Source organism: Halomicrococcus pelagicus (assembly GCF_051917725.1).
Taxonomy (GTDB): Archaea; Halobacteriota; Halobacteria; order Halobacteriales; family Haladaptataceae; genus Halomicrococcus.
Genome location: NZ_JBQBLX010000006.1, coordinates 320,455 through 341,761 on the forward strand (window position 1 = coordinate 320,455; position 21,307 = coordinate 341,761).

The following is a 21,307-nucleotide window of genomic DNA, read 5'->3' on the forward strand; positions in this document are numbered from 1 at the left end:
GTACGTGATCGGCGAAGCATCGTGGCGGTCAGACAGATACTTCGCTGTTTGATGTCGAGTACAGTAATACTTCGTTGGCGAAAGCGGGCGGGAAATCCGGAGGGGGCAGCCGAGGATCTCGCTGCCTCACTCCCGATGGAGATCAAGTGGTATATGACCGGTGCCGTCCACGAACACGGCGAGCGATTCGACTGGCGCGAGTTCGTCTCGCGCGTCAGCGAAATCGAGAACGCTGACCGGCCGGAAGCAGCTTACCACGCCCAGGTCATCACGGATCTCGTACGCACCCAGGTCCCGCTGTCCGACTTCCAGCAGTTACGCGACCAGCTTCCGGAGAGCGAGGATGACGAGAGCTGGGGGAAGCTGTTCAAGGTCGTTGATGCCGGGGGGTGGGGTGAGGCCGAAGAGGCACAAACCGGTGGCGGCCCGCAATCCGAGGCTGAAAGTGAGACCGACCCCGATACCACTTCGGGTGAGTCCGCCGACCGAGACGCGTAATTCGGACCTGTTCGATTAGCCGTGGAAGATGCCAGGGAAGTAATCGGGCTGGTGAGCTATCGCATGAATCGTAAAATCCTGTACTAGAATGGTGGCAAGACGGGGCCGCCTACTAGACGAAAATGAGGAGACCAGGGACGGCTACCAGTAGCACGAAGAAAGCGAAGAAGACGACGCGGTTCTCGACGGTATGTGTCAACAAGGTCTCGACGAACGTGAAGTACGGTCAGTAGAACGCGAGAGCGAGGCCGGTGACGAGCGCGAGAACTACTATGAACCACGCGACTACGATCAGGGCGTCGGCGGAGCCCTGATCGTGGCCGCGGCTATTTTCTCGCTCCACGAACGACCATACGAGGTGCCGGCCGGTATCCTCGCTACTGTCTTTCTTCTCGTGTATCTTGCTCGCCGGCACCGGTAGTACGAGGCCACCTCTACCGTGGACTCGACGCCAGATGTCGCGAAGACATATATTGAACGCGTCTAATCTTAGCTGTCAAGTATGGTAGAACGGGCGACAGCTGTGTGTATACTCGGAGCTTGGGAATCTGGCTTGAAAATTCGTTGTTCGACTGACACACAATCAAGCGGTCAGCCGGTGTCTACCTCGTCGAGCTGCACCCAGTTATCCAAGGTGACGCGAAGAGTGGCTTTGAGCGCACCGAGAACGACGGGACCGAAGAACAGTCCCATAATCCCGAATGCGTACGCGCCTCCGAGGATTCCGAGGAGGATGACGGCGGGATTGAGTTCGGCGTATCTATCGACGGCGAATGGACGGAGATAGTCGTCGGTGAGCCCAACCACAATGACGCTGTAGACGAATAACCCGACAGCGAGCACCGGCTCGCCTGTGAGGTACAGGTAGACGACAGCCCCACCCCAGACAGGTATAGCACCGACGAGCGGAACCATCGCGAGTACAATCATGATGGTCGTCCAGAACACCGCATTGGGAACGCCGGTGGCGACGAACCCGGCTCCGGCGACGATCCCTTGGACGATGGCGACGAAAACGTGGCCGAAGAGAACGCCCCACATCACGTCGTCAATTTCGGCGTAGAGGTCACGCTGAACGTCTGCCGGGAGGGGAACCGTTCGGTAAAGCCAGTCGAGCAAATCGTCGGCGTCTTTGAGGAGATAGTAGACGAGAAAGAGCGCCAACGCAATTCCGATGAGGTGGAAGGTGATCGTACTGAACGCTTCAATCGACCGTCCGAACACGACCGTTCCAATTTCTCGTCCTGAGCTGACAAGTTCTCCGGCGATGTCGACCTCTTGTCCGGTGAGATACTCGATTTGGGATTCGATCACCTCGATCTGCACCGAGTCTGTGTCGAAATCCTGGAGGATTCGGTCGGCACTATCTACGACGGTCGCGAGGACCACGATGAACGGTGCCACGAATCCGGCAACTGCCAGAATCACGAGAGAGAGTGCAGCGACTATCGGCGACGTGTACTCTTCAAGGCGGACTTGCAGTGGATAGAGCGCGTAGGCGAGGAGTACGGCACCGAGGACGTACTGGAGAAACGGCTGGATCAGTATAACCGATAGCACGAGGAGGGCGACGACGAGGGCGAGGAGAAACCCCTTGCTGAGGTTCACGACCATGAATTCGTCTCCCGATGACAAAAAGGCTCGATACCCATCTTGACATCCTCCTCCGTCTGAAGGCGGAGGTATCCCGAGCGTTGGGATAGTAAACGAAAGAACAAGCCGGCCAGAGTCCGCCCGAAGACCACGAATCGGACAGCCGTGGCTGGGAACACACATACACGGGCACACATCAGTATCGAATATCATCTACCTACGACTTAAGTCGTAGGTAGATGACAAAGCGAGCCGAGCTGACGATTCAGCAAGTGAACTACCCTACTCGCTCACGGCTGACGCCGTTCGCTCTTGAGGGTAGGGCTTGCTGCTTCCACGACGCGCTTTGCAGATACGGGCGTATCCACAGGGAGCGCAGTCTCCACAGGCGTTGATTCGGAGTGTCTCACTCCTACATCTTCGAGGCCGCGAGAAAGGATGTTCCACCCCGCGTTCGCGTCCCTGTCCGCCTCAAACCCGCAGGCGGGACAGGAGTGTTCAACGGACCCGCAACGGTTTCGCCGTCGAGACGCCGCACGACGCGCACTCCTTGGTCGTCCCTCTCGGGTTGACCGCGACGAAGTGCGTTCCCTCTTGCTCGCACTTATATTCGAGCAACGGGAGGAACGTCCGCCACGCGGCAGACGTGGTGGTGCGGCTGTTCGACGGCGACTCCATCATCCCATTCACGTTCGGGTCTTCGACCGCAACGAGGTCGTACTCCATTGAGCCCGTTTAATACGATGATAAACTACTGCAATGAATGTTGGGGTTGCGTGGGCCTGTAGGTCTGGTACCGAATCGTGTATGAGAACTGTGCGGCGCTGTATCCCCTCCCTGCTCGCGCCTCCCCTTCGGTCGGCACTCGCTGAGAAGGGGGGGTTTAGCGCCTCGATTCAGCTAAAAGCCGAGTTGGGTTATCTCGAACCGTCGCCGAAGTTCACGCTCTACCTGTCCGACACCGAGAGGAATCAGGCTCATCCCGAACACCACTAGCCATCCCTCGAGGCTGAGCGGAGTAGTACTTAGCGCTAACGAGATACCGGGTAAGTAGACTGCACCGAACAGAATCAGCGTTGACAGGCCAAGCGCACCCCAGACGTACAGGTTCTCCGTGACTTCATTCCGAAGGATGCCAGACGTGACTTCCCGCACGTTGAACACGTGCCAGAGTTGGGCGAACGCTAGCGTGAGGAACGAGATAGTGACGGCTTCCTCGGTCTCCATACCGCCGGCGTACATACTCCCGCCGATCACGAACGCGCCGATTGTTGCCACCGAAATCAGTATCCCGTAGAACCCGAGTTCGGTCCAGTGGGTTCGCGTCATGATTGGTTCGTCAGGATTTCTCGGCGACCTATCCATGATGTCCCTGCTGCCCCCGCAAGCACCGAGTGCGAACGCCGGAAAGATGTCTGTCACGACGTTGAGGAAGAGAATCTGTAGGGGGAGTAAGGGCAGCGGGAAGCCAAGCAGCGTGGCGATCAGGATAGCCAGTAACTCACTGAGATTGCAGGACATGAGATACAGCACGAACTTCCGGATGTTGCTGAAGATGATTCGACCTTCTCTAACGGCGTGATAGATGCTCTCGAAGTTGTCGTCTCTGAGGATCATGTCCGACGCTTCTTGGGCGACTTGGGTCCCACGCTGGCCCATGGCAACGCCGATGTCAGCCTTCTTCAGCGCCGGAGCGTCGTTGACTCCGTCGCCGGTCATAGCCACAATAGAGCCGACGGCCTGGTGAAGGTCGATCAAATCGAGCTTGTTCGCGGGGTTAACCCGCGCGAACACGGACGCATTCACGAACTGATCTTTCTCCTCCTGGGAGAGGTTCTCGGGGTCATCGAGTTGGCGTCCCTCGACGACCTCGACGTTGTCGGTGTCCACCAGTCCGACGCTGTGAGCAATGTTTCTGGCTGTCCCCGCGTGATCGCCGGTCACCATGATAACACGCATCCCGGCGTCCTGGCACCCCTGAATAGTCGACCTGACCTCCTCGCGCGGCGGGTCGATAAAGCCGACCAGCCCGAGCAACGACAGGTCCTCGTAGGGTGGATCTTCCGTACTGGCGACCTCTTTCCGAGCGAGCGCCAGGACGCGCAACCCGTCCTCGGCCATTCGGTCGCTCTTCTGGAGCCACTCCTTCCGGTCACTTCCTGACAACTCCTCAGTATCGTCGCCCGTCACAATGCGGGTGGATGATTCGATGACTGCCTCCGGCGCACCTTTCACGGCGACCTTGTAGTCCCCGTTCACATCGTGATAGGTTGCCATCATTTTGACAGACGGGTCGAAGGAAACCTCACGGGCTTCCGACATCAAGTCGAGAAGCTCGTCCCGGTCGAGACCTCCCTTCAGTCCTGCTATCAGAAGAGCGACCTCCATCGGGTCACCCGTCGCATCCATCTCACCCTCTTGCTCTGTCACGGACGCGTTGTTACAGAGCACGCCCACTTCGAGCGCTTCCTGCATGACAGGGTCCCGTGGCTCGTCCAGTTCCTGATCGCCGTGCTGGAACGTTCCGTCTGTGTCGAGCCCGGTTCCGGAGACCTCGACCGTCCCATTCGCCAGCTCGTACTCAGCCACGGTCATCTCGTTCTCGGTCAGCGTCCCCGTCTTGTCGGTGCAGATGATAGTGGTTGAACCGAGCGTCTCGACGGACGCGAGGTTGGTGATGAGTGCGTTGCGGTCCGCCATCCGCCACATCCCTCTCGCCAGCACCAGCGTGGCGACGACGGGGAGCCCCTCTGGCACGGTTGCGATGGCCAGTGCAATAGCGGTCTCGACCATCAAGAACAGGTCCTGCCCTCTGAGCCATCCGGACACGAGAACGATCGTTGCTACCACCAGCAGGAATGGAACGAGTTTCTGCCCCAAATCGTCGAGCTTCTGTTGTAGCGGCGTCTGTTCCTCGGCAGCCTCCTGGAGTGACGCTGATATATGACCCAGTTCCGTGTCCGGCCCCGTGGCCGCGACGACCGCTTCTGCAGACCCCCGCGTTACGTACGTCCCCTTGTAGAGCATGTTCTCTCGCTCGGCCAGCGGTATGTCTTCGTCGAGAGGTTCGCTCGTCTTCCCGACCGGGACGGATTCACCAGTAAGGGCCGACTCGTCGACCTGGAGCTTGGACGGTTCGAGTATTCGCAGGTCGGCCGGGACGAGGTCACCAGCTTCGAGGACGACGATGTCACCTGGAACCAGATCTTCCGCCGGGATTCCGTGCTCCTCGCCGGCTCGACGGACCCGGGCTTCGATTTCCGTTATCTCTTGGAGACTCTCCATCGAGCTGACGGCTCGCATCTCGGTGACGAAGCCGATGGCACCGTTAATGACGAGGACAGCGAAGATCGCGACTCCCTCGATAACGTCTCCCAATACGAACGCCGCTATTCCCGCAGCTGCAAGCAACAGGACGATGAAGCTTTTGAATTGGTCTGCCAGAATCTCCACCCAGCGTCTTCGTTCGGCCTCGCGTAACTCGTTGGGACCGAACCGCGCTCGTCTGCGTTCGACTTCTTCTTCGGTCAACCCCTCGGATTGCGATACGTCAGTTCGCTCTAGGACATCGCTAACCGATTGTGACCACGGTGTCTGACTCTCGTGTCTGTCTCGTGCCATCGCTCAGTGAAGGCCTCGATTTACCCCGTCGGACTAGCGGAAATTCGATGCCGTCTGGCTCTGTATTGTTCGGCGTTCAATCCGCTTCGCAGCGGGCTCGAACGTGATCAGTTCGGTCGGAGCGAACGTCACCTATCGTCCTCCCAGATTAGCACACATAGTATCATACATGACTACTGTGCTGGTTCTCGAACCGTCAACACTGGTATCGGAGACGTTCGAATGAGGTATTCGGTGACACTGCCCAGTACATACCGATCAAAGCCTGTCCGACCATGTGTTCCGACGACGACGAGGTCGATGTCGTGCTCGTCGATATACGACAGAATCGCTCGATGGATTGACGGTCCGTGTTCGACTGACCCGGAAATTGATTCGACGCTAGCGTTCTCCGCAAATGCTCGTGCGTCCTCGATCAGTTCGTCTGCCTGCTCCTCCAAGGCTGACATCTGAAGGTCACTCCGTACGTCGACACCAAGACTTGCGATAGCGATCACAGATAAGAGGTGAAGCGCTGCCCCATCCGCCTTCGCCACGTCCACCCCCATCGCGAGCGCTTGATTCGCACAGTCGCTACCGTCGGTCGGGACCAGAGCGTTCTGGTACGGATACTCGATCGTGCTGTCGTCGTCTGGCCGAATCGTGAGCACTGGAACGTTTGCTCTCCTGACTACGCGCTCGGTGGTGCTGCCAAGGAGGAACCGTTCGAGCCCCTGGCGTCCGTGAGTCGGCATGACGATGAGGTCGACATCGTGTGAGTCAGCGTAACCGATGATCGTTCTATACGGTTCGCCCTGAACGACCTCGGTGACAGTTGTGACCCCTCGTTGTTTTGCACGGTCAGCAGTCTCGTGAACAATCTGCTCGCCTTCTTGTTCGAGGGTATCGACAACCTCACCCTGTATCCGAGTAGTACTCATTTGAGTCGTATCAGCAACGTTAACGATGTGGACCGTCGCATCATGAGCGGTTGCAATATCGAGAACGTGGTCGAACACAACTGTTGCGCCGTCACCTCCATCGGTCGGGAAGAGAATCTGATCGAACATACTACTACTATAGACTGGATACACAAGTAGACAGGTGCAGCTGGTGTGTCCGTGGAGACTCAGTGGATATGAAGAACGAATCCTCACTCATACACATCGCTGACTCAATTGAAGGACTGTATCAATTCACGGAGGTCGGTCAAGTATCTGATAAGCGTGCGCTCTATCCCAGACTGATATCGGGATAAAGCATCACGACCAGTTCCAGAAGGACCCTTGATGGGTTGAAGCAGGCGTGCGTCGGCTCTCCACTGCTGCCTTCGGTGTTCCAGAAGGACCCTTGATTGACGCAGGGGGTCGACCAGTCTCCGAGACGCTACGGGAAAGAACATTAAGAGCAAGGTGCTCAACTACGCCACCGAGATCTACCTGAAGATGCGTAGGAACTCAACTGCGGCACCGACGGGCGTGTTCGCGGAGCTGTGGATGGCTGCTGAAGAGCGTAGCTCGCTCACGCCTGAGGAGATCGCTACGATTGTCGACACCGATGAGATGCTCGTCGAACCAGCGACGCCCTCGTCCGTCGGAAGTGAGGATAATGGCTCTTCGTCGAATGGCGCGCGGAGAAACGGGGGAGGGACACTTGCGAGCGGTCTTCTGCTGGTCATCAGTGGCTCCACAACCATTTAGATCTCGCCCACGGGCCATTCCGCCAGATAGGTAAAGGACTGTGTCTATCGGTCCACAGTTTCCCGTATCGTCGTCTTGTGGGGCCGACCGTGAGTAGTTACCAACAGCGGTTCTTGACCAATGTCATAGGAATTACCCACACAGAGCGTTCTTGAATCACAGCTGATCCCACTCAAAACGGCTGTATGTCTCGCTTCAGCTCAAGTCCGCTTTCTCGGAGGGCCAGTATCTGGGCGAGGCTCTCGTCGGTTATCACCCCAACGATTTCATCCTCTCGTTCGACGAGTACGAACGACGCACCCTGCTGGCCGAGCAGAGTGACGGCATCGAACGCCGGAGTCATTGCCTCGGTCGTGGGGAAGTCCCGCGATGTTATGTCGCCGATGGTGATCGATTCCCGGTCGCGCTGACGTGCGCTTGAGACGTCAGAAAGTGTAACGACACCCACCACGAGTCCGTCCTCTGTTACGAGGTAGGAGGTCTTGCGATCCATGAGCATCCGATTGGCGAACTCCCCGATCGGGGTGTCGGCCTCAATCCGTGGGAGGTCGGTGACGGCTAGGTCGCTGGCGGTGAACCCCTCAAGCAAGTCGGCGAGCGTAGAGATTCGCGACTCGCCCTTGGCAGCCATGTAGATGAACAGCGCCAACAGGATCAGCATGAAGTTCGAGAACACGCCGACAATCGCGAACACGACGGCGAACCAGACACCAACCCGGGCCGCCGTGCGTGTCGCTTTAGCATGGGGTTGCGAGCGCGCGAGGAGCGCCCGGAGAACTCGACCACCGTCCATTGGGAACGCCGGGATGAGATTGAAAACCACAAGCGTCATGTTGACGACCGCCAGCCAGCCCAGGACGAACAGAACCACCGAGTTGGAGATGGGAACGACAGCCACTACCGCATATCCTCCCAATCCCACGAGGAGGCTCACGAATGGGCCGGCGATGGCGATCCAGAACTCGCGGTTCCATTCCTTGGGAAAGCTGGAGAGCGCAGCCATGCCCCCAAGGATCCACAACGTGATCGATTCGATCTCGATGCCGTAGCGCATCGCGACCCAAGCGTGTCCGAGTTCGTGAAGGAGGACGCTCACGAACAGGCCGATCGCCGCTGCAAAGCCAACGATCCAGGGTGTATAGCCCTGCCGGAGGACGGGAACGTCCACCGGCTGTAAGGCGATACTGTCGATGATACCCGCATAGATATCGATCTGTGTCCCGCTCCCGATCAGGTATGCCAGTAACGGGATGAAAACGAGCAGTGAGATGTTGATACGAATAGGAATCCCCCAGATGGTCGCAACGCGGTAGTTCCACATAGTTCTATTCTGTCAGGCCATCAGTTTAGACTTTTGCCTATAATGGAATTCTCGCCGAACAGGATGGCGTCGACGAAGCCGAAGTTGAGGCGTGGGTCGATAATCACCACGAGCGGGGTGAGGCGAGCAAGTATTTCTTCAACTTTGGCATACCGGAGTGCGTGTGTGAATCTGACCAAGCAACTGGCGGCCCTGCTGGGATGACGGCACACCCTCGAACGCCGCCGGATTCGCGTTCTTCGCCGACTGTGGTGTTTCAATCTCTACCAAGTCAACGACGACCGTCTTGCCACCCTTGCGTTTGATGGTGAGCGTTTCCGGGCCCAGCACCGCCACACCGCGGGCTATTCTTCGTCGTCAGCCTCCTTTTCACTCGTTTCAGCCACCTCACTCTCGTCTTCATCGGACTCTTCCTCAGCCGAGACTGGCGCAGCATCGCCCATCGACCACTCTAATTCGACCTCTAGTTCGGCTTCGTCCTCTTCCTCCTCATATTCGATTTCTACTTCGAACTGCTCGGAGATGGTCACGGCCCCTTCGTCGCCGCCGAGTTCTACCGATCCATTTTCGACGCCGTCAGCGAGCCGACGGAGAACAGTCGCTCCCTCCTCGCGGGACATGAACCCTTCCAACTCAAACTCCTCTTCCTCACTTTCCTCTTCATCGTTTCCAGTCTGCTCTTGATCTGTCACGCGTCAATAGACGGCTACGGTGTACAAAACTCCTCTTGCCACGCCTACCTCGTTAATATCAGCGCCGACGGTAGGCGAATGTCTCGATTCCACCGACCACAGCTTGAACATCGCCTGCTCGCGCTCAGAGGTCGTTCGACCACTGTGGTACTCAGTTTGATATTTGTTTAGACAATCTGATGTGGCGTTTCCAATTCTGCATGGGTGGAGGGGGTTGGCCAGAAATTCCATAACAACGACTCGGGCGACTTGGAATGGCGATATTCAGGGTTCGGGGCCTTGTTTAGACGCAGTACAACAGTCTATTACTTTCGCCAATAACGCCGCGAATCAGCCCATCAATTAAAGTGCTTACCGAAAGGTAGGCAGGTTACCTCAGTGCTTTGGTCCTACCGGGACGGGAACCAATCCAGCCAGTACGGCCAACGCGACAATCACGGTTAGTCCCCCAACGAGTTGGAGCACAAGGACGAAGCTTGACGTGTATCCCATCGCACCTTTGGCTACCTCGCCGAGCCTGCTGAGTATCGTTTCTTGATGATTGTCTCTACGATTAGCCCGTTACAGAGCTTTTAAACTGGACGCAATCGTTGTGCGACCACCGAAACGCAAAATCAGTCCGAGAGTGTTGCCGAGCAGCCACGATTTTGCGTTACTGAGACCGAATCATGACCGATACCATGCATTCACAGCCACAACCAGCGCAGCTCCAATACACAGACGACTCCCTTGCAGCAGCAATTATCACCCATATCACCGCCCAGAAAGACGTCGAACCCACGACGCTTGATCCGCTCTATGAAGTGATCGATCCAGAGGCGCTTGAGAATTTGTTCGCCCCACAGCTCGATGGAACGTCGCGGACAGACGGCCAAGTGGAGTTTGCATACAGTGGCTACCGAGTGACGGTAACGAGTGACGGTGACATCCAGTCCACACCACTTGACTCCCGGTAAGCAGCCCGTTGGTCGCTGTCCAGTGTACATTGCGACCGTGTTCTTCTATGCGTCGCCCAGTAGATATTTTCTGCGTGGGTGCGAAAACAGGTCACAATGTATGACCGAATTCTCGTTCCGACCGACGGCAGTGAGGGGACAAAAACTGCAGTTGAGCAGGCGGTTACACATGCGACAACGTACGATGCAGAACTGCATGTGCTCCATGTTGTCGACCAGTCAGCAGTCGATCTTACTGCCGCACCAGCCGCAGACGGTATGACTACGGAGGTAATTCAAGAACAACTTGATGAACAGGGACAAGCGCTTGTCGAGGAGGTTGCATCACAGGCGGCAGACGCCGGCGTGCCAACCACGACCGAACTCGTCGAATTTGGGCAACCCCACGAAGAGATTCAGTCATATGCGACCGAGCACGAGATTGACCTCATCGTCATTGGCACCCATGGCCGGTCCGGTCTTGACCGGCAACTCCTTGGAAGCGTTGCTGAAAAGGTCATCCGAACAGCGGAAACGCCCGTGCTGGCTGTCCAGCTCGATGAAGAATAATTGACTTGTTAATTATAAAAATAGCATTCAAAATGATGGAGCCACAGTTCGTGCTATAACCCTGTTATAGCAGATGTGTGAATTGACGAACGCTCGTGAGATGTATCTAACCACGTACCAAGTCAGCGTCGCAGCACCAAGCATCCTCGATTAGCGTCGATGGTGCCGCAATTGGCAGCAGTATTACGATAAACCAACAGCCTTGGAAGACGACAATCTACGACAGGTCCGGACCACCATCACAGAGTATCGCGGAGGTGATGCCAAGCATACCGCCGTCACGATCAGTCTGCCCGGTCGGTCTCGATGTAATGGAGTCCTACGGTCACGGTTTCGCCGGTCTCGCACTCAATATTCTGATGGATTCGCTCGGCGAGACGCGGATAACGCTGGTCTGGTGGTACTCCGACCGTGACGACTACTTGATGTGGTTGGAACAGTGATCTGGCGGTTTGTCCGTCATGGGCTATATGACTCGCAGCGGACGGCCGACAGTCACCTCGCCCTGAAGTCGGGACTGTGACGCCGAATCGAGGATTTGTCTCGTACTCTACTACGGAGGCAGAGGCAGAGTCCACCGACAAGCCCCACCCTCAGCGAGCGAACTCGTCAGGGTGAGCGAAAGGTAGATTCGTGGTACGACCCCGAGCGACTGATTGCTGACGATATCACGCAGAACGACCGGCTGTTTTTCGTTACAGTTGTCGATGAGAGAGTTACCGGCTTTGTCGAGACAGTTCCTAACGAGTCCGACGACAAACTCAGTCACCTCTACCGCATCCACGTCGATCCAGAATACTGGGGCGCGGAATCGGCAGTATGCTTCTTGATTACATCGAGACAGTCCTTGAAGAACAGGGATTCGACCGGCTCCAGCTTTCGGTGATGGCTGAGAATGACGTCGGCGTTAGTTTCTATGAGTCCAGCAGGTTTCGCCGAACTGCGACGACACACAATGACCAGCTTGACTTCCGGGAATGCGAGTATCTTAAGCACCTGTAAAGAAGCCAAATCCGGTGTTCTCTAAACATAATAGAATAGAGGGCGCTTATCGTTCACCGACTCTTGGTTAGTTGCGCTCCTATACGGACAGCGGGGGTATTTCTGGCAATGACGCTATGGGGATGTGGCGCCTAGAGGATAGGGATGAACCATCCAATAATAGATGCAACACCACTAGATAGCGGGAGAGAAATAGAAACAGTCACCTCCGCCGATGGGACTTCAAGTATGCCCTTAGCACCATGACGCAAGCCACCATCGCCACCCGAGACGGGACTACGACCACGCTGATCGAAGAAACCCTTGACGAGTTTCGGCAGCACCTGCGCGGTCCGCTCCTTTCTCCCGAGGACGAGGGATTCGCGGAGGCGGCGCGCATCTGGAACGGCATGGTCGAGAAAACGCCCGCGCTTGTCGTCCAGCCAACGGGGACAGCCGATGTCGTGGCTACGGTGAATTTCGCCCGCGATAACGACCTCCTGTTTTCGGTGAAGGGCGGCGGCCACAACATCGCTGGGACAGCCCTAGCCGACGATGGCCTGACCATCGACATGTCTCGCCTCCGTGGAGTCATCGTCGATTCTGGCGAGCAGATTGTGACGGCTCAAGCCGGCTGTCTCCTCGGTGATCTTGACCGGGAAACCCAGGTTCACGGCCTAGCGACACCGGGAGGCTTCGTCTCCGAGACCGGCCTGGCCGGCCTGACGCTCGGCGGTGGCTTCGGCTACCTGACTCGTCGATTCGGCTGGACAGTCGACAACTTACGCGAAGTCGAGATCGTTACCGCCGACGGGCAGGTCCGCCGCGCCAGCCGCGAGGAAAACGTGGACCTCTTCTGGGCGATCCGCGGCGCCGGCCACAACTTCGGCGTTGTCACGTCATTTACCTTCCAACTGCACGAGGTCGGCCCGACCGTCTTCGGCGGGCTCATCGCCTGGCCGTTCGAGCGTGCTGACGAGATTCTTGAGACCTACCAAGCGCTCACTGATGACGCGTCCCGCGAACTGACTGTCTTCCTGAACATGCGGCGAGCGCCGCCAGCACCGTTCGTCCCTAAAGAGTGGCACGGTGAGCGCATCTGCGCCATGATCGTCTGTTATAGCGGTGACTTGGACGGCGCCGACGAGGCGCTCACCCCGATTCAAGCGCTGGAGAATCCCATTGTGGATCTCCTTCAGGAGCGGCCCTATACAGGGATGCAGTCGCTTTTCGACGCGATCCTCCCTAAGGGCAAGCACTACTACATGAAGTCCGAATTCGCCCCCGAGCTGAGCGACGACCTGCTATCGACGATGCGGGACCGATTCACAGAGAGCCCTGCCCCGGGCGAGATGGTTATCATGCACATCGCCGGGGCCCTCAATGAACACGACTTAGATGATGGAGCTATCAATAATCGCGACGCCCGGTTCGCGTTATTCCCGTTGGCCATGTGGGAGCCCGACGACTCCAAGGGAGACCAGTATCGTGAGTGGGTCCGCGATGTGTGGGAACAGCTCCAGTCCTACTCGACTGGCGGCAACTACATCAACTTTCAAACCGCCGACGAGGGGTACGAGCGCATTGAAACGACCTACGGCGACAACTACGACCGTCTCACCGAGATCAAAGAGAAGTACGATCCAGAGAACGTGTTCCGCGTAAATCGGAACATACAGCCACAGCTGGAGTAAGCCAGCGTTGCAGGGACCTGGCCAATGACTGGCGACCGCTGTCCGCACTGTAAAACGGCTGTCACGGTGACGATTGCCCGGGGTCCCTCGACGATGGTCGTGCATCCGTGCGGGCATGCAATCGCGGCAGAATCGCAGCTGATTGAACCCGGCGACCTCTCACCCCAACGGCCCGACGAGTGGCTTACGGAGTTGCTGGCTGAGACTGCCGACGACTGACGGCTGCTGACGCGTTCGGCCCTCTTCTTCGTATTGGTTAGCGTAAGTCAATAGTCGGCTCCGCCTCTACTGGTATGCGTGCTTCGCGTCTGTGATGCCCATGGGTTTGTTGCGGGTGAGTCGTGTCCCGTCTGTGGCAATCAGGGATAGCACCTCTTAGCAGTGAATGGCGAATATTCGCCTACTGCCTTGAGCAGTTAGAACGGGAGTCCATGCTGAATGCCATGCCCTTCAGGGCGTGGTGGCTTACACGTTTTGGTGCGAATTTTCGTTGACGCCCTCGATTGTGAGCTACTCTATCGTAAGAGCGCGTTCGGTGATCCCGAGGGTCGAACAATGGAACGACGTCTCGACGTGCATCCGGATGCGACTGCCTCCTCAAACGCCGAATCACTTATCTGCCAAAATCCATATGTTCATTGCCGAATTAACGGTAACTATGGCACGTGACAGTAAGTTAGCTGGCCTCGGGCTTGTAGGGTTGCTATTTGTCGCTGGTGCCATTCTCTTTTTCTTCCCAGAACCAGCGACGTCAGGAATCGGTGTCATGCTCATCATCGCCGCTGTTATCATTTGGGTGATCCAACGATTCCTCTGAGGAAGTAACCCACCACGTACGAGCCGACGGCAGCAAGTGATTCGGTTCATCGACCGGTAGAATACCCTGATGGGTGGGTCGTCCACCAACTGTTATGTGTACCGCTCCTAATCCACAGGTATGGAAACGCGTCCACTGGGGGATGTCGGGCACGACAGCACAGTGATGACGTTCGGCGCGATCGCGCTGAACTGGCTCGAACAGGAGGGGGCTAACCAAATGGTGGAACTCGTCTTGGATCACGGAGTCAATCACTTCGACGTGGCCCCGGCCTACGGCGACGCCGAACTGAAGCTGGGACCGAAGCTCCGCCAGCACCGCGAGGATATCTTTCTCGGATGCAAGACTCAGGAACGGGGCTACGAGGGTGCGAAGCAGAAGCTCGAACAGTCGCTCGACCGCCTCGGCGTGGGCACCATCGACCTGTACCAGGTCCACGGCCTGGAGTACGAGGACGAACTCAACAGGATCACCGACGACGACGGTGCCCTCGAGGCGATGCGGGAGGCTAAGGCCGACGGCGTCATCGATCACGTCGGGCTGACCAGCCACGGGAGCCCCCAGCTCATCCTCGACGCGATCGACCGCATCGACGACCTCGAGACGGTGATGTTCCCGCTAAACCCGGTCGTCGTCGGGAAGGACGACGAGGACCACGACTATCAGGCGGTGCTCGAGCGAGCGAACGAAGAGAACATCGGCACGCTCGGCATCAAGGCCTTCGCGAAGGGGTCCTGGCCGCCGACCGAGGAACTTCCCGAGCGGGACCGCCCGTACGCGAACTGGTACGAGCCCGTCGACACGCCCGAGGAGATCCGCGACCGGTTCGATTTCGCCGCCTCGCAGGGCCTGACCAGCGTCGTCAGTCCCGGTGACCCGAAGCTCGTCGCGATAGTACTCGACGCCGCGAGCCGGTATGACGGCATGGACGAGGCGGCCCAGCGATCACTTGTCGAGGCGGCTCGCCACGACGAGAGCCCCGTCCCGGAACAGCTCCACCACTGAACCCGGAGTTCTCGATGGACGTTCCCCAGACGGTGACGGCAGCGCTCGAAGACCGCCCCGTCGACGGGAACGCGACCGCCGGGCTACTCGCGAACGGCGCCCGCCGGATCTACAGGCGGAGCAGGCCGAGTGCCTCGGGGTCGTTCGAGAGAGCTTCGCTCTCTCGTGATGACGAGACGCCGTCGGCGTCTCGAACCACGTGACCCCGGGGCGGTTCACGTCTGGCACCTCACAGTCGAGCGTTATCCGACGTGCAGTCAAGGCATCTTCCAGAAGGCTGCCAAGATCGTGATGTCATTCCTGCTCGGAGAGGACAGATCAGACCTGCTCGAATCGAGGACGGGTTCGCAATTGGGCTACTGGTTGTCGGTGCGCCAGTCACCGATACAGGGGTGGGATGTACGCCCGTGGTTATTAGTCTCGATGAGCGAATACTGCAGACATGAACGTCGGCGATATCGTGACGCAGTCCGCCGCTCGGTTCGGCAACGCCACCGCCTGCAGGTACCTATCTGGTAATGATGAGGCCGCGGTGACGTTCGAGGAGCTTCACCGGCGGAGCAACCGCGTCGCCAACGGCTTAGTGGACCAGGACATCGGTATCGAAGATCCCGTTGCCTTGCTCTCGCATAACTCTCCTGCGTTCCTCGAGTTGTTCTTTGCGACCCAAAAGATCGGGGCCATCTTCACCCCGATAAACGCCCGGTCGTCCCAGGGAGACATCGAGTACATCCTCTCTGACGCCGGTCCGGACTATCTCATGGTCGAGTCCGAATTGCTTGCGTCTATCTCGGGGCTCGCGGAAGAACTTCGCGTCGGCGACGATGAGGTCTTCGTGGTCGGCCAGCACGAGGAGTTCGGTGACTTCGGCGAACGTCGAATGGCAAACGAGACGATGGCCGATCGGGAGATCGACGGAGAAACCGTCGACGGACAGGATTCGAACGAGAGGCCGGCACCATGACGGGAACTGAAGCAGTGATTACGGGAGTAGGTGAGACGCAGAAGCACCGGCCGAGCGCTGAGAGCGACGATTTCCATAGCCTAGAGGAATATTACGAACGTGCCGCTAGGCTGACGCTCGACGATGCCAATGTAGAGAAGGGTGAGGTCGACGGGCTGGGCGTCATCCGCACTATCACGGATACACCGTTCACCTATCCTGGAATGTTGGCCGAGACGCTCGGCTTCGAAGTCGACTACTTGTTCTCCGAGGATCAAGGAGGGGCAAACGCGCTCGCGGTCCTGTCGCAGGCGGTGATGGCTATTGAGGCAGGGAAAGTTGAAACCGTCCTCTGTCTGGGGGCGGATGCTCCTCTCGACCCACATGTCGACTCTGACGCTCTCTTCCCGCGAGACCCGCGTGGATACATTCGAAATTACAAGGATCCATTCGGCGTCCAAGGGCCGAATTCGAACTTCGGTCTCGTTCAGACCGCTCACATGACAGAGTACGATACATCTCGCGAGCAACTGGCCGAGGTTGCAGTCGTCCAGCGCGAGCACGCATCACACAACCCAAACGCATACTTGACAGAGGGAATCGACGTCCAGACATATCTGGATGCGGAGATGATTTCGGATCCAGTCTGTCTCCTCGATTGCGTCGTACCGGTGAACGGGGGATACGGGTTCCTCGTGACCTCGCGTGATCAAGCTGCGACGTCGGATCAGACGCCGGTAGAACCCCTTGGCTTTGGCCAGCAACACAATCCAGACGTTTCGCAACAGCCGGACGTGACGACTACTGGGGTTCGAACGGCAGCAACTCGAGCATTTAATCGAGCCGGCGTTGAAGTTGAGCAAGTAGACTTCGTGCAGGCGTATGACGACTACCCGATTATCGTCCTGATGCAGCTCGAAGACATGGGATTCTGTGAAAAAGGGGACGGTGGGCAGTTCCTGGAGACGACGGACCTCCGATACGACGGGGAGCTACCGTTAAACACGTCCGGAGGCCAACTCTCCGCAGGTCAGGCGGGGTTAGCGGGCGGATTCGAAAACCTCGTCGAAGCAATCCGCCAGCTCCGTCACGACGGCGGGGAACGACAGGTCCCGGACGCGGAGTACGGTCTGGTGACCGGTGTGGGAGGCGTCACGTACGACAAGAACCTCCGTAGTTCGGCTGTCGGCGTTCTGAAACGCGGGGTTCAGGGATGAACGACGGATGGCCGCTTCCGAGTGAGCACGCAGAACCGTACGCCGAACCGTTCTGGGAAGGTGCGAATCGAGGCGTCCTCCGCCTCCAATACTGTACCGACTGTGGGAAGCACCAGTTCTTCCCCCGACCGTGGTGTCAGTACTGTAGCGCCGAGGCTCTAGAGTGGGTCGACGCAGAAGGGAAGGGACGTGTGTACAGCTATACAGTTGTTCGGAGGGCCGTGACGCTGCCGGCATTCCAGGAAGCACTCCCGTACGTGGTCGGATACGTGGACCTCAAAGAAGGTCCTCGAATCTGTACGTTGTTCGCCGATTGCGATCCGTCTGAGATCGAATCCGACATCCATGTGGAAGTCACTTTCAAACGGGTCAACGACGATCTATCACTGCCGGTGTTCCGACCAGCGATGTCGAAACCATAGATAAATTGGAGTATCTTCAGCCGTGTCCGCCGTCATTGAGTACCGCTCGCGACCTTCGACGGGTAGTGACCGCAGCAGCAAGAGGAAACCCTCCGCATTACCTGTTGTAACGATCCCTATCGTGGTTAGTTTCCTCCCGTGTTCGCGTTGTGTGCTCGCATCTAGCCGGCGAGATCGGGATCAGCGACCGAGATCTCGATATGCCGGCCACTGACACCCAGTGCGTCGTCCACCGACAACGTCCGACTCTCCGTGTCGTTCACGCCGGGGACGCGGTCGGCCAGTTCCTCCGTGACGCGATCGCCGTCGTTCGTGGATGCACATCCGTCGTGGGTGGCGACCGTCCGATAGTCCATCCGCGCAATCATTACATCGTTCTCCTCCGCGATTTTCTGCCCGGCTTGAGCACGTCGAGATACTTCTTCTCGACCTGCTAGGACTCTGCGCGCTGCTCGCAGACGGTCACCAGTTCCGTATTCTGCTCGGACTGCTCGACCGTCTCGAAGAGTTAGCGGCCTGCCTTCGCTGCTTCAGCCACGAGAGGGAGGTTTCCGAGCGGGCCTAGCGACAGGCTGACGTCACCGAATACGATCCAGAATACCTATGCCTGTTTTCAGACATCTCCGCTGAAAACCGACGGGCATCCCGGAAGCCTACTCGAGCGAGTGAGCGGTGCCGTAGCCGTCGAACTCTCCGCGCCGAATTTCGGCCTCAATCTCACGTCGGGTACTGCGATCTGTTTGCACTATATGACAGAGGGGGTGACCGGGAAAGGCGATGGGGTTTTCAAGGAACCCGACGATCAGCCCCGTCACCGGCGAAGTCACTGTTCGCGTCTCCCGTTTGAAGTGGTCTGAAATCGTGCAGATCGGATCGCCTTCGTAGACGAATGGAAAGGGCCCCCACTCCATGTCGACCAACCCTCCGACGTCGGCTCGAATCCATCGCTTCTCGTCGTTCGCGTCGATGACGCGATACCAGCCTGGCCAGTCGACCGGCGTGTCTGGGAGCAGACCATATTCGGCGAGGACACTCTCGACGCCGTTGAGAGCCTTCGCAATGAGCAGTGGCTGGAATCGATGGGCTTTGCCCAGCTCAACCGTGATCGTGGGAATGCCGTCGTTCGTCGCGACCGTGCGAAGCATGCCGTCGCTTCCCGTCGAAGAGATGATGACGTTCGTCCCAAAGGCGAACGCGAGTCGTTCAATCTCCTGGTTGTTCATCGCACCGCGAACGTGAAACAGGGTTGTTCGGTGCCGCGTTGACGTGTGAAAGTCAATTCCGACATCGCACTGGCTGACGAACTGTCGATAGATTTCGTCAGCCATTCGCGACGCGGTAGTCCCTTGCCGTCGTCCGGGGAATGCACGGTTGAGATCCTGATCGTAGACGGGAATGTATCGCTGTTGGGCGACGAACCCTGGCACGTTCAGCACATGGAGACAGACGATTGTGCCATGTATCTCCGTCGGATCGTACTCCGCCGCGACTTCCTGGAGCACTTTTACACCATTCAATTCGTCACCGTGGACAGCGGCACTAAGGAAGATTCGGGGGCCTGGGTGGGATCCGTTGATGATCGTTATCGGGAATTCAATCGGGTTACCAAGATACGTCTCGCCAATCGAATGCTGCAGATGCTGTTTTTCGCCCGGCGGTACCTCGTCCCCGTCAGCGTAGCAAAACGGCTCAGCACAGTGCTCGTCATCGGTCACGTCAATTCACCCCTCCATACGATGACGCCGTCCAGCGTAGTGTAGATTGTCCTGAAATACTCTGGGTTCAGTCGTAGATTTCACTCCTTGCATCTAGCGAGTACGTCGTGCAAGAGTTAATTGATGCGCACGTTTCCGTTCGAATTTCGATTGGGAGGGATGATTCACAACGAGAGGTGCGAATTTCGAGTCTACGTCTGGACTGACTAACGCCGGAGCTTATCGTGTCGACGCGCGTCACGTCTACATATGGCAGATGTGGCAGTTATTGGTGGGGGGCCGGCCGGACTCAGTGCAGCGTTATTCACCTCGAAGAACGGGCTTGAGACGATCCTCTTCGACACCGACGAGACGTGGGTGCACAGTGCCTATCTCCTCAACTATCCCGGCGTCAAGCAAATGAGCGGTGATGCGTTTGTAGACGTAGCCCGCGAGCAGGTCGATGATCATGGAGCCGACCGTCATCAGGGAGAGGAAGTCACCGATATCGATCACGCCAACGGCAAGTTTGCCGTGGAAACTGCTCAGGAGACGTACGAGGCCCGCTATGTCGTCCTCGCGACGGGGCAATCCCGCGACTTAGCGGAGGAAATCGGCTGTGAATTCGCCGACGATGGCACAGTAGCGGTGAATAACGACGGACGGACCTCTGTTGACCGAGCGTACGCTGTTGGCTGGATAGCGCGGAAAGACATGATTCAGGTCGCTATCTCGGTCGGGATGGGCGCGGCAGCGGCGCTTGATATCCTGAGCACCGAACGGGGGAAGCCGTTCCACGATTTCGATACGCCGGCCGCTATCGAGTAACCTCCTCCACTGCACTCGGATTCCGAAACTGGAGGATAGAGAAGTAATCGCACGCCACCCGATAGCCGTCATTCGTGTCCGCACACCTGTAGTGGGGCGACCGTCTGATAGTCCAGCCGCGCACTCATCGCGTCATTCTCCTCCGCAATCTTCGTCCCGGCGTCCAGCACGTCGAGAGGCGTCTCCTCAACCTGCTGGGACTCGGCGCGCTGTTCATGGATATTCACTCGTTCCGCGTTCTGCTCGGACCGCTCAACCGTCTCGAAGAGCTGGCGGCCTGCGTTCGCTGCTGTTGCCACAAGAGTCGGCGACTCATATCTCGTGACCGAGGAGCTGCTCGTGAAAGCACAGACAGTTCCGGAGACGCCGACGTCAACGACGCTGTTTTTCGCCGGCTTTCTCCTCATCTTCCTCCTCGATATGTTCCACTGAGATCGTAGCTCGCCATCTAGATCGCCAATGGAACTCATCGCTGGATTGCAGCCATCCGAATGGGAGAGACTCACTTTTCGGACACGGTGGGACCTACCTATTGTCTAATTCCTAACCGAATTTTGCAACTCTGGGAAGATTCATCGTTGAAAATTTGAAGAGGTAATATTTTTTAGAAAGTTTTATATCATGCGGCAGATTATCGAAGGGCAGCCACCGGTCGTCGCCCTCAGAGGGGTGGCTCGGGGCCATACCACATGACCCAGGAAACACTCGTACTCGGGGGCGGACCGATCGGTCGCACGCTCGCGAGCCAACTAACGGCACAGAACCAGCCCGTCGCCATCGTCAACGAAGAGACAATG

Annotated in this window: 20 protein-coding genes and 7 pseudogenes; 16 read left to right on the forward strand and 11 right to left on the reverse strand. The window is 57.7% G+C overall.

Going from position 1 to position 21,307, the window contains the following annotated elements:
• Window positions 1-96: 96 nt before the first annotated feature.
• A pseudogene (locus ACTF4R_RS17500) lies at window positions 97-498 on the forward strand (DUF2267 domain-containing protein); the annotation flags it as partial.
• 226 nt (window positions 499-724) lie between these two features.
• Here the strand turns inward: ACTF4R_RS17500 and ACTF4R_RS17505 are convergent.
• The 6 genes and pseudogenes from ACTF4R_RS17505 to ACTF4R_RS17530 all read right to left on the reverse strand — a co-directional run bounded on the left by ACTF4R_RS17505 (window position 725) and on the right by ACTF4R_RS17530 (window position 6,761).
• Window positions 725-913 (reverse strand): hypothetical protein, encoded by a 189-nt coding sequence (locus ACTF4R_RS17505; protein ID WP_440009188.1) that lies wholly within the window; start codon window positions 911-913, stop codon window positions 725-727.
• Between the two features lie 176 nt (window positions 914-1,089).
• Window positions 1,090-2,112, reverse strand: coding sequence for an AI-2E family transporter (locus ACTF4R_RS17510; RefSeq protein ID WP_440009316.1), 1,023 nt, complete (start codon window positions 2,110-2,112; stop codon window positions 1,090-1,092).
• A gap of 93 nt (window positions 2,113-2,205) precedes the next feature.
• Window positions 2,206-2,304 (reverse strand): annotated as a pseudogene (locus ACTF4R_RS17515) (helix-turn-helix domain-containing protein); the annotation flags it as partial.
• 69 nt (window positions 2,305-2,373) lie between these two features.
• A pseudogene (locus tag ACTF4R_RS17520) lies at window positions 2,374-2,814 on the reverse strand (RNA-guided endonuclease InsQ/TnpB family protein); the annotation flags it as partial.
• A gap of 177 nt (window positions 2,815-2,991) precedes the next feature.
• Window positions 2,992-5,712 carry a cation-translocating P-type ATPase gene (locus ACTF4R_RS17525; protein WP_440009190.1) on the reverse strand — a complete coding sequence of 907 codons (2,721 nt, stop codon included), beginning with the start codon at window positions 5,710-5,712 and terminating at the stop codon, window positions 2,992-2,994.
• Between the two features lie 173 nt (window positions 5,713-5,885).
• The gene (locus tag ACTF4R_RS17530) at window positions 5,886-6,761 is read right to left on the reverse strand and encodes a universal stress protein (protein WP_440009192.1); all 876 of its coding nucleotides are present in this window, start codon (window positions 6,759-6,761) and stop codon (window positions 5,886-5,888) included.
• Window positions 6,762-7,103: 342 nt separating this feature from the next.
• Between ACTF4R_RS17530 and ACTF4R_RS17535 the strand changes: the two genes are divergently transcribed.
• The gene (locus tag ACTF4R_RS17535; RefSeq protein ID WP_440009194.1) at window positions 7,104-7,391 is read left to right on the forward strand and encodes a hypothetical protein; all 288 of its coding nucleotides are present in this window, start codon (window positions 7,104-7,106) and stop codon (window positions 7,389-7,391) included.
• Window positions 7,392-7,563: 172 nt separating this feature from the next.
• Here the strand turns inward: ACTF4R_RS17535 and ACTF4R_RS17540 are convergent, their stop codons facing one another.
• From ACTF4R_RS17540 to ACTF4R_RS17550, 3 genes are all read right to left on the reverse strand, one after another.
• Complete coding sequence (locus ACTF4R_RS17540; protein ID WP_440009195.1) at window positions 7,564-8,712, reverse strand: M50 family metallopeptidase; 1,149 nt, start codon at window positions 8,710-8,712, stop codon at window positions 7,564-7,566.
• 138 nt (window positions 8,713-8,850) lie between these two features.
• Window positions 8,851-9,048: a hypothetical protein gene (locus tag ACTF4R_RS17545; protein ID WP_440009197.1), complete on the reverse strand. Its 198-nt coding sequence runs from the start codon at window positions 9,046-9,048 to the stop codon at window positions 8,851-8,853.
• An 8-nt stretch (window positions 9,049-9,056) separates the two neighbouring features.
• Window positions 9,057-9,404 (reverse strand): amphi-Trp domain-containing protein, encoded by a 348-nt coding sequence (locus tag ACTF4R_RS17550; RefSeq protein WP_440009198.1) that lies wholly within the window; start codon window positions 9,402-9,404, stop codon window positions 9,057-9,059.
• Between the two features lie 668 nt (window positions 9,405-10,072).
• Here ACTF4R_RS17550 and ACTF4R_RS17555 point away from each other — a divergent pair.
• The 12 genes and pseudogenes from ACTF4R_RS17555 (at window position 10,073) to ACTF4R_RS17610 (ending at window position 17,988) form a co-directional block, all read left to right on the forward strand.
• Window positions 10,073-10,360, forward strand: a complete 288-nt coding sequence (locus tag ACTF4R_RS17555; protein WP_440009200.1) for a DdfA family disk-determining factor — start codon at window positions 10,073-10,075, stop codon at window positions 10,358-10,360.
• Between the two features lie 96 nt (window positions 10,361-10,456).
• Window positions 10,457-10,909, forward strand: coding sequence for a universal stress protein (locus tag ACTF4R_RS17560; RefSeq protein ID WP_440009201.1), 453 nt, complete (start codon window positions 10,457-10,459; stop codon window positions 10,907-10,909).
• 311 nt (window positions 10,910-11,220) lie between these two features.
• Window positions 11,221-11,352, forward strand: a complete 132-nt coding sequence (locus ACTF4R_RS17565) for a hypothetical protein (protein ID WP_440009203.1) — start codon at window positions 11,221-11,223, stop codon at window positions 11,350-11,352.
• A pseudogene (locus ACTF4R_RS17570) lies at window positions 11,334-11,527 on the forward strand (hypothetical protein); the annotation flags it as partial. The gene ACTF4R_RS17565 and the pseudogene ACTF4R_RS17570, both read left to right, overlap by 19 nt.
• Window positions 11,448-11,911, forward strand: a pseudogene (locus tag ACTF4R_RS17575) (GNAT family N-acetyltransferase). The pseudogenes ACTF4R_RS17570 and ACTF4R_RS17575, both read left to right, overlap by 80 nt.
• A gap of 242 nt (window positions 11,912-12,153) precedes the next feature.
• Complete coding sequence (locus ACTF4R_RS17580) at window positions 12,154-13,584, forward strand: FAD-binding oxidoreductase (RefSeq protein WP_440009204.1); 1,431 nt, start codon at window positions 12,154-12,156, stop codon at window positions 13,582-13,584.
• A 658-nt stretch (window positions 13,585-14,242) separates the two neighbouring features.
• Window positions 14,243-14,401 (forward strand): hypothetical protein, encoded by a 159-nt coding sequence (locus ACTF4R_RS17585; protein WP_440009205.1) that lies wholly within the window; start codon window positions 14,243-14,245, stop codon window positions 14,399-14,401.
• 120 nt (window positions 14,402-14,521) lie between these two features.
• Window positions 14,522-15,406, forward strand: coding sequence for an aldo/keto reductase (locus ACTF4R_RS17590; RefSeq protein WP_440009206.1), 885 nt, complete (start codon window positions 14,522-14,524; stop codon window positions 15,404-15,406).
• A 14-nt stretch (window positions 15,407-15,420) separates the two neighbouring features.
• A pseudogene (locus ACTF4R_RS17595) lies at window positions 15,421-15,519 on the forward strand (class I SAM-dependent methyltransferase); the annotation flags it as partial.
• Window positions 15,520-15,848: 329 nt separating this feature from the next.
• On the forward strand, window positions 15,849-16,370 hold the full coding sequence (locus tag ACTF4R_RS17600) for an AMP-binding protein (protein WP_440009207.1): 522 nt from the start codon (window positions 15,849-15,851) through the stop codon (window positions 16,368-16,370).
• Complete coding sequence (locus tag ACTF4R_RS17605; RefSeq protein WP_440009209.1) at window positions 16,367-17,566, forward strand: thiolase family protein; 1,200 nt, start codon at window positions 16,367-16,369, stop codon at window positions 17,564-17,566. The genes ACTF4R_RS17600 and ACTF4R_RS17605 overlap by 4 nt, the downstream gene beginning before the upstream one ends.
• Window positions 17,563-17,988 (forward strand): Zn-ribbon domain-containing OB-fold protein, encoded by a 426-nt coding sequence (locus ACTF4R_RS17610; RefSeq protein ID WP_440009210.1) that lies wholly within the window; start codon window positions 17,563-17,565, stop codon window positions 17,986-17,988. Before ACTF4R_RS17605 ends, ACTF4R_RS17610 begins: the two co-directional genes overlap by 4 nt.
• Window positions 17,989-18,149: 161 nt before the next feature.
• On the opposite strand, the gene ACTF4R_RS17615 is transcribed toward ACTF4R_RS17610, so the two are convergent.
• Both ACTF4R_RS17615 and ACTF4R_RS17620 read right to left on the reverse strand, forming a co-directional pair.
• The gene (locus tag ACTF4R_RS17615; RefSeq protein WP_440009211.1) at window positions 18,150-18,356 is read right to left on the reverse strand and encodes a hypothetical protein; all 207 of its coding nucleotides are present in this window, start codon (window positions 18,354-18,356) and stop codon (window positions 18,150-18,152) included.
• Between the two features lie 285 nt (window positions 18,357-18,641).
• The gene (locus ACTF4R_RS17620) at window positions 18,642-19,703 is read right to left on the reverse strand and encodes a succinylglutamate desuccinylase/aspartoacylase family protein (RefSeq protein ID WP_440009212.1); all 1,062 of its coding nucleotides are present in this window, start codon (window positions 19,701-19,703) and stop codon (window positions 18,642-18,644) included.
• Between the two features lie 249 nt (window positions 19,704-19,952).
• On the opposite strand from ACTF4R_RS17620, the gene ACTF4R_RS17625 reads away from it, so the two are divergent.
• Together ACTF4R_RS17625 and ACTF4R_RS17630 are read left to right on the forward strand one after the other, a co-directional pair.
• Window positions 19,953-20,510: an NAD(P)/FAD-dependent oxidoreductase gene (locus tag ACTF4R_RS17625; protein ID WP_440009213.1), complete on the forward strand. Its 558-nt coding sequence runs from the start codon at window positions 19,953-19,955 to the stop codon at window positions 20,508-20,510.
• Between the two features lie 315 nt (window positions 20,511-20,825).
• Window positions 20,826-20,942, forward strand: a pseudogene (locus ACTF4R_RS17630) (ZIP family metal transporter); the annotation flags it as partial.
• Window positions 20,943-21,307 lie beyond the last annotated feature (365 nt).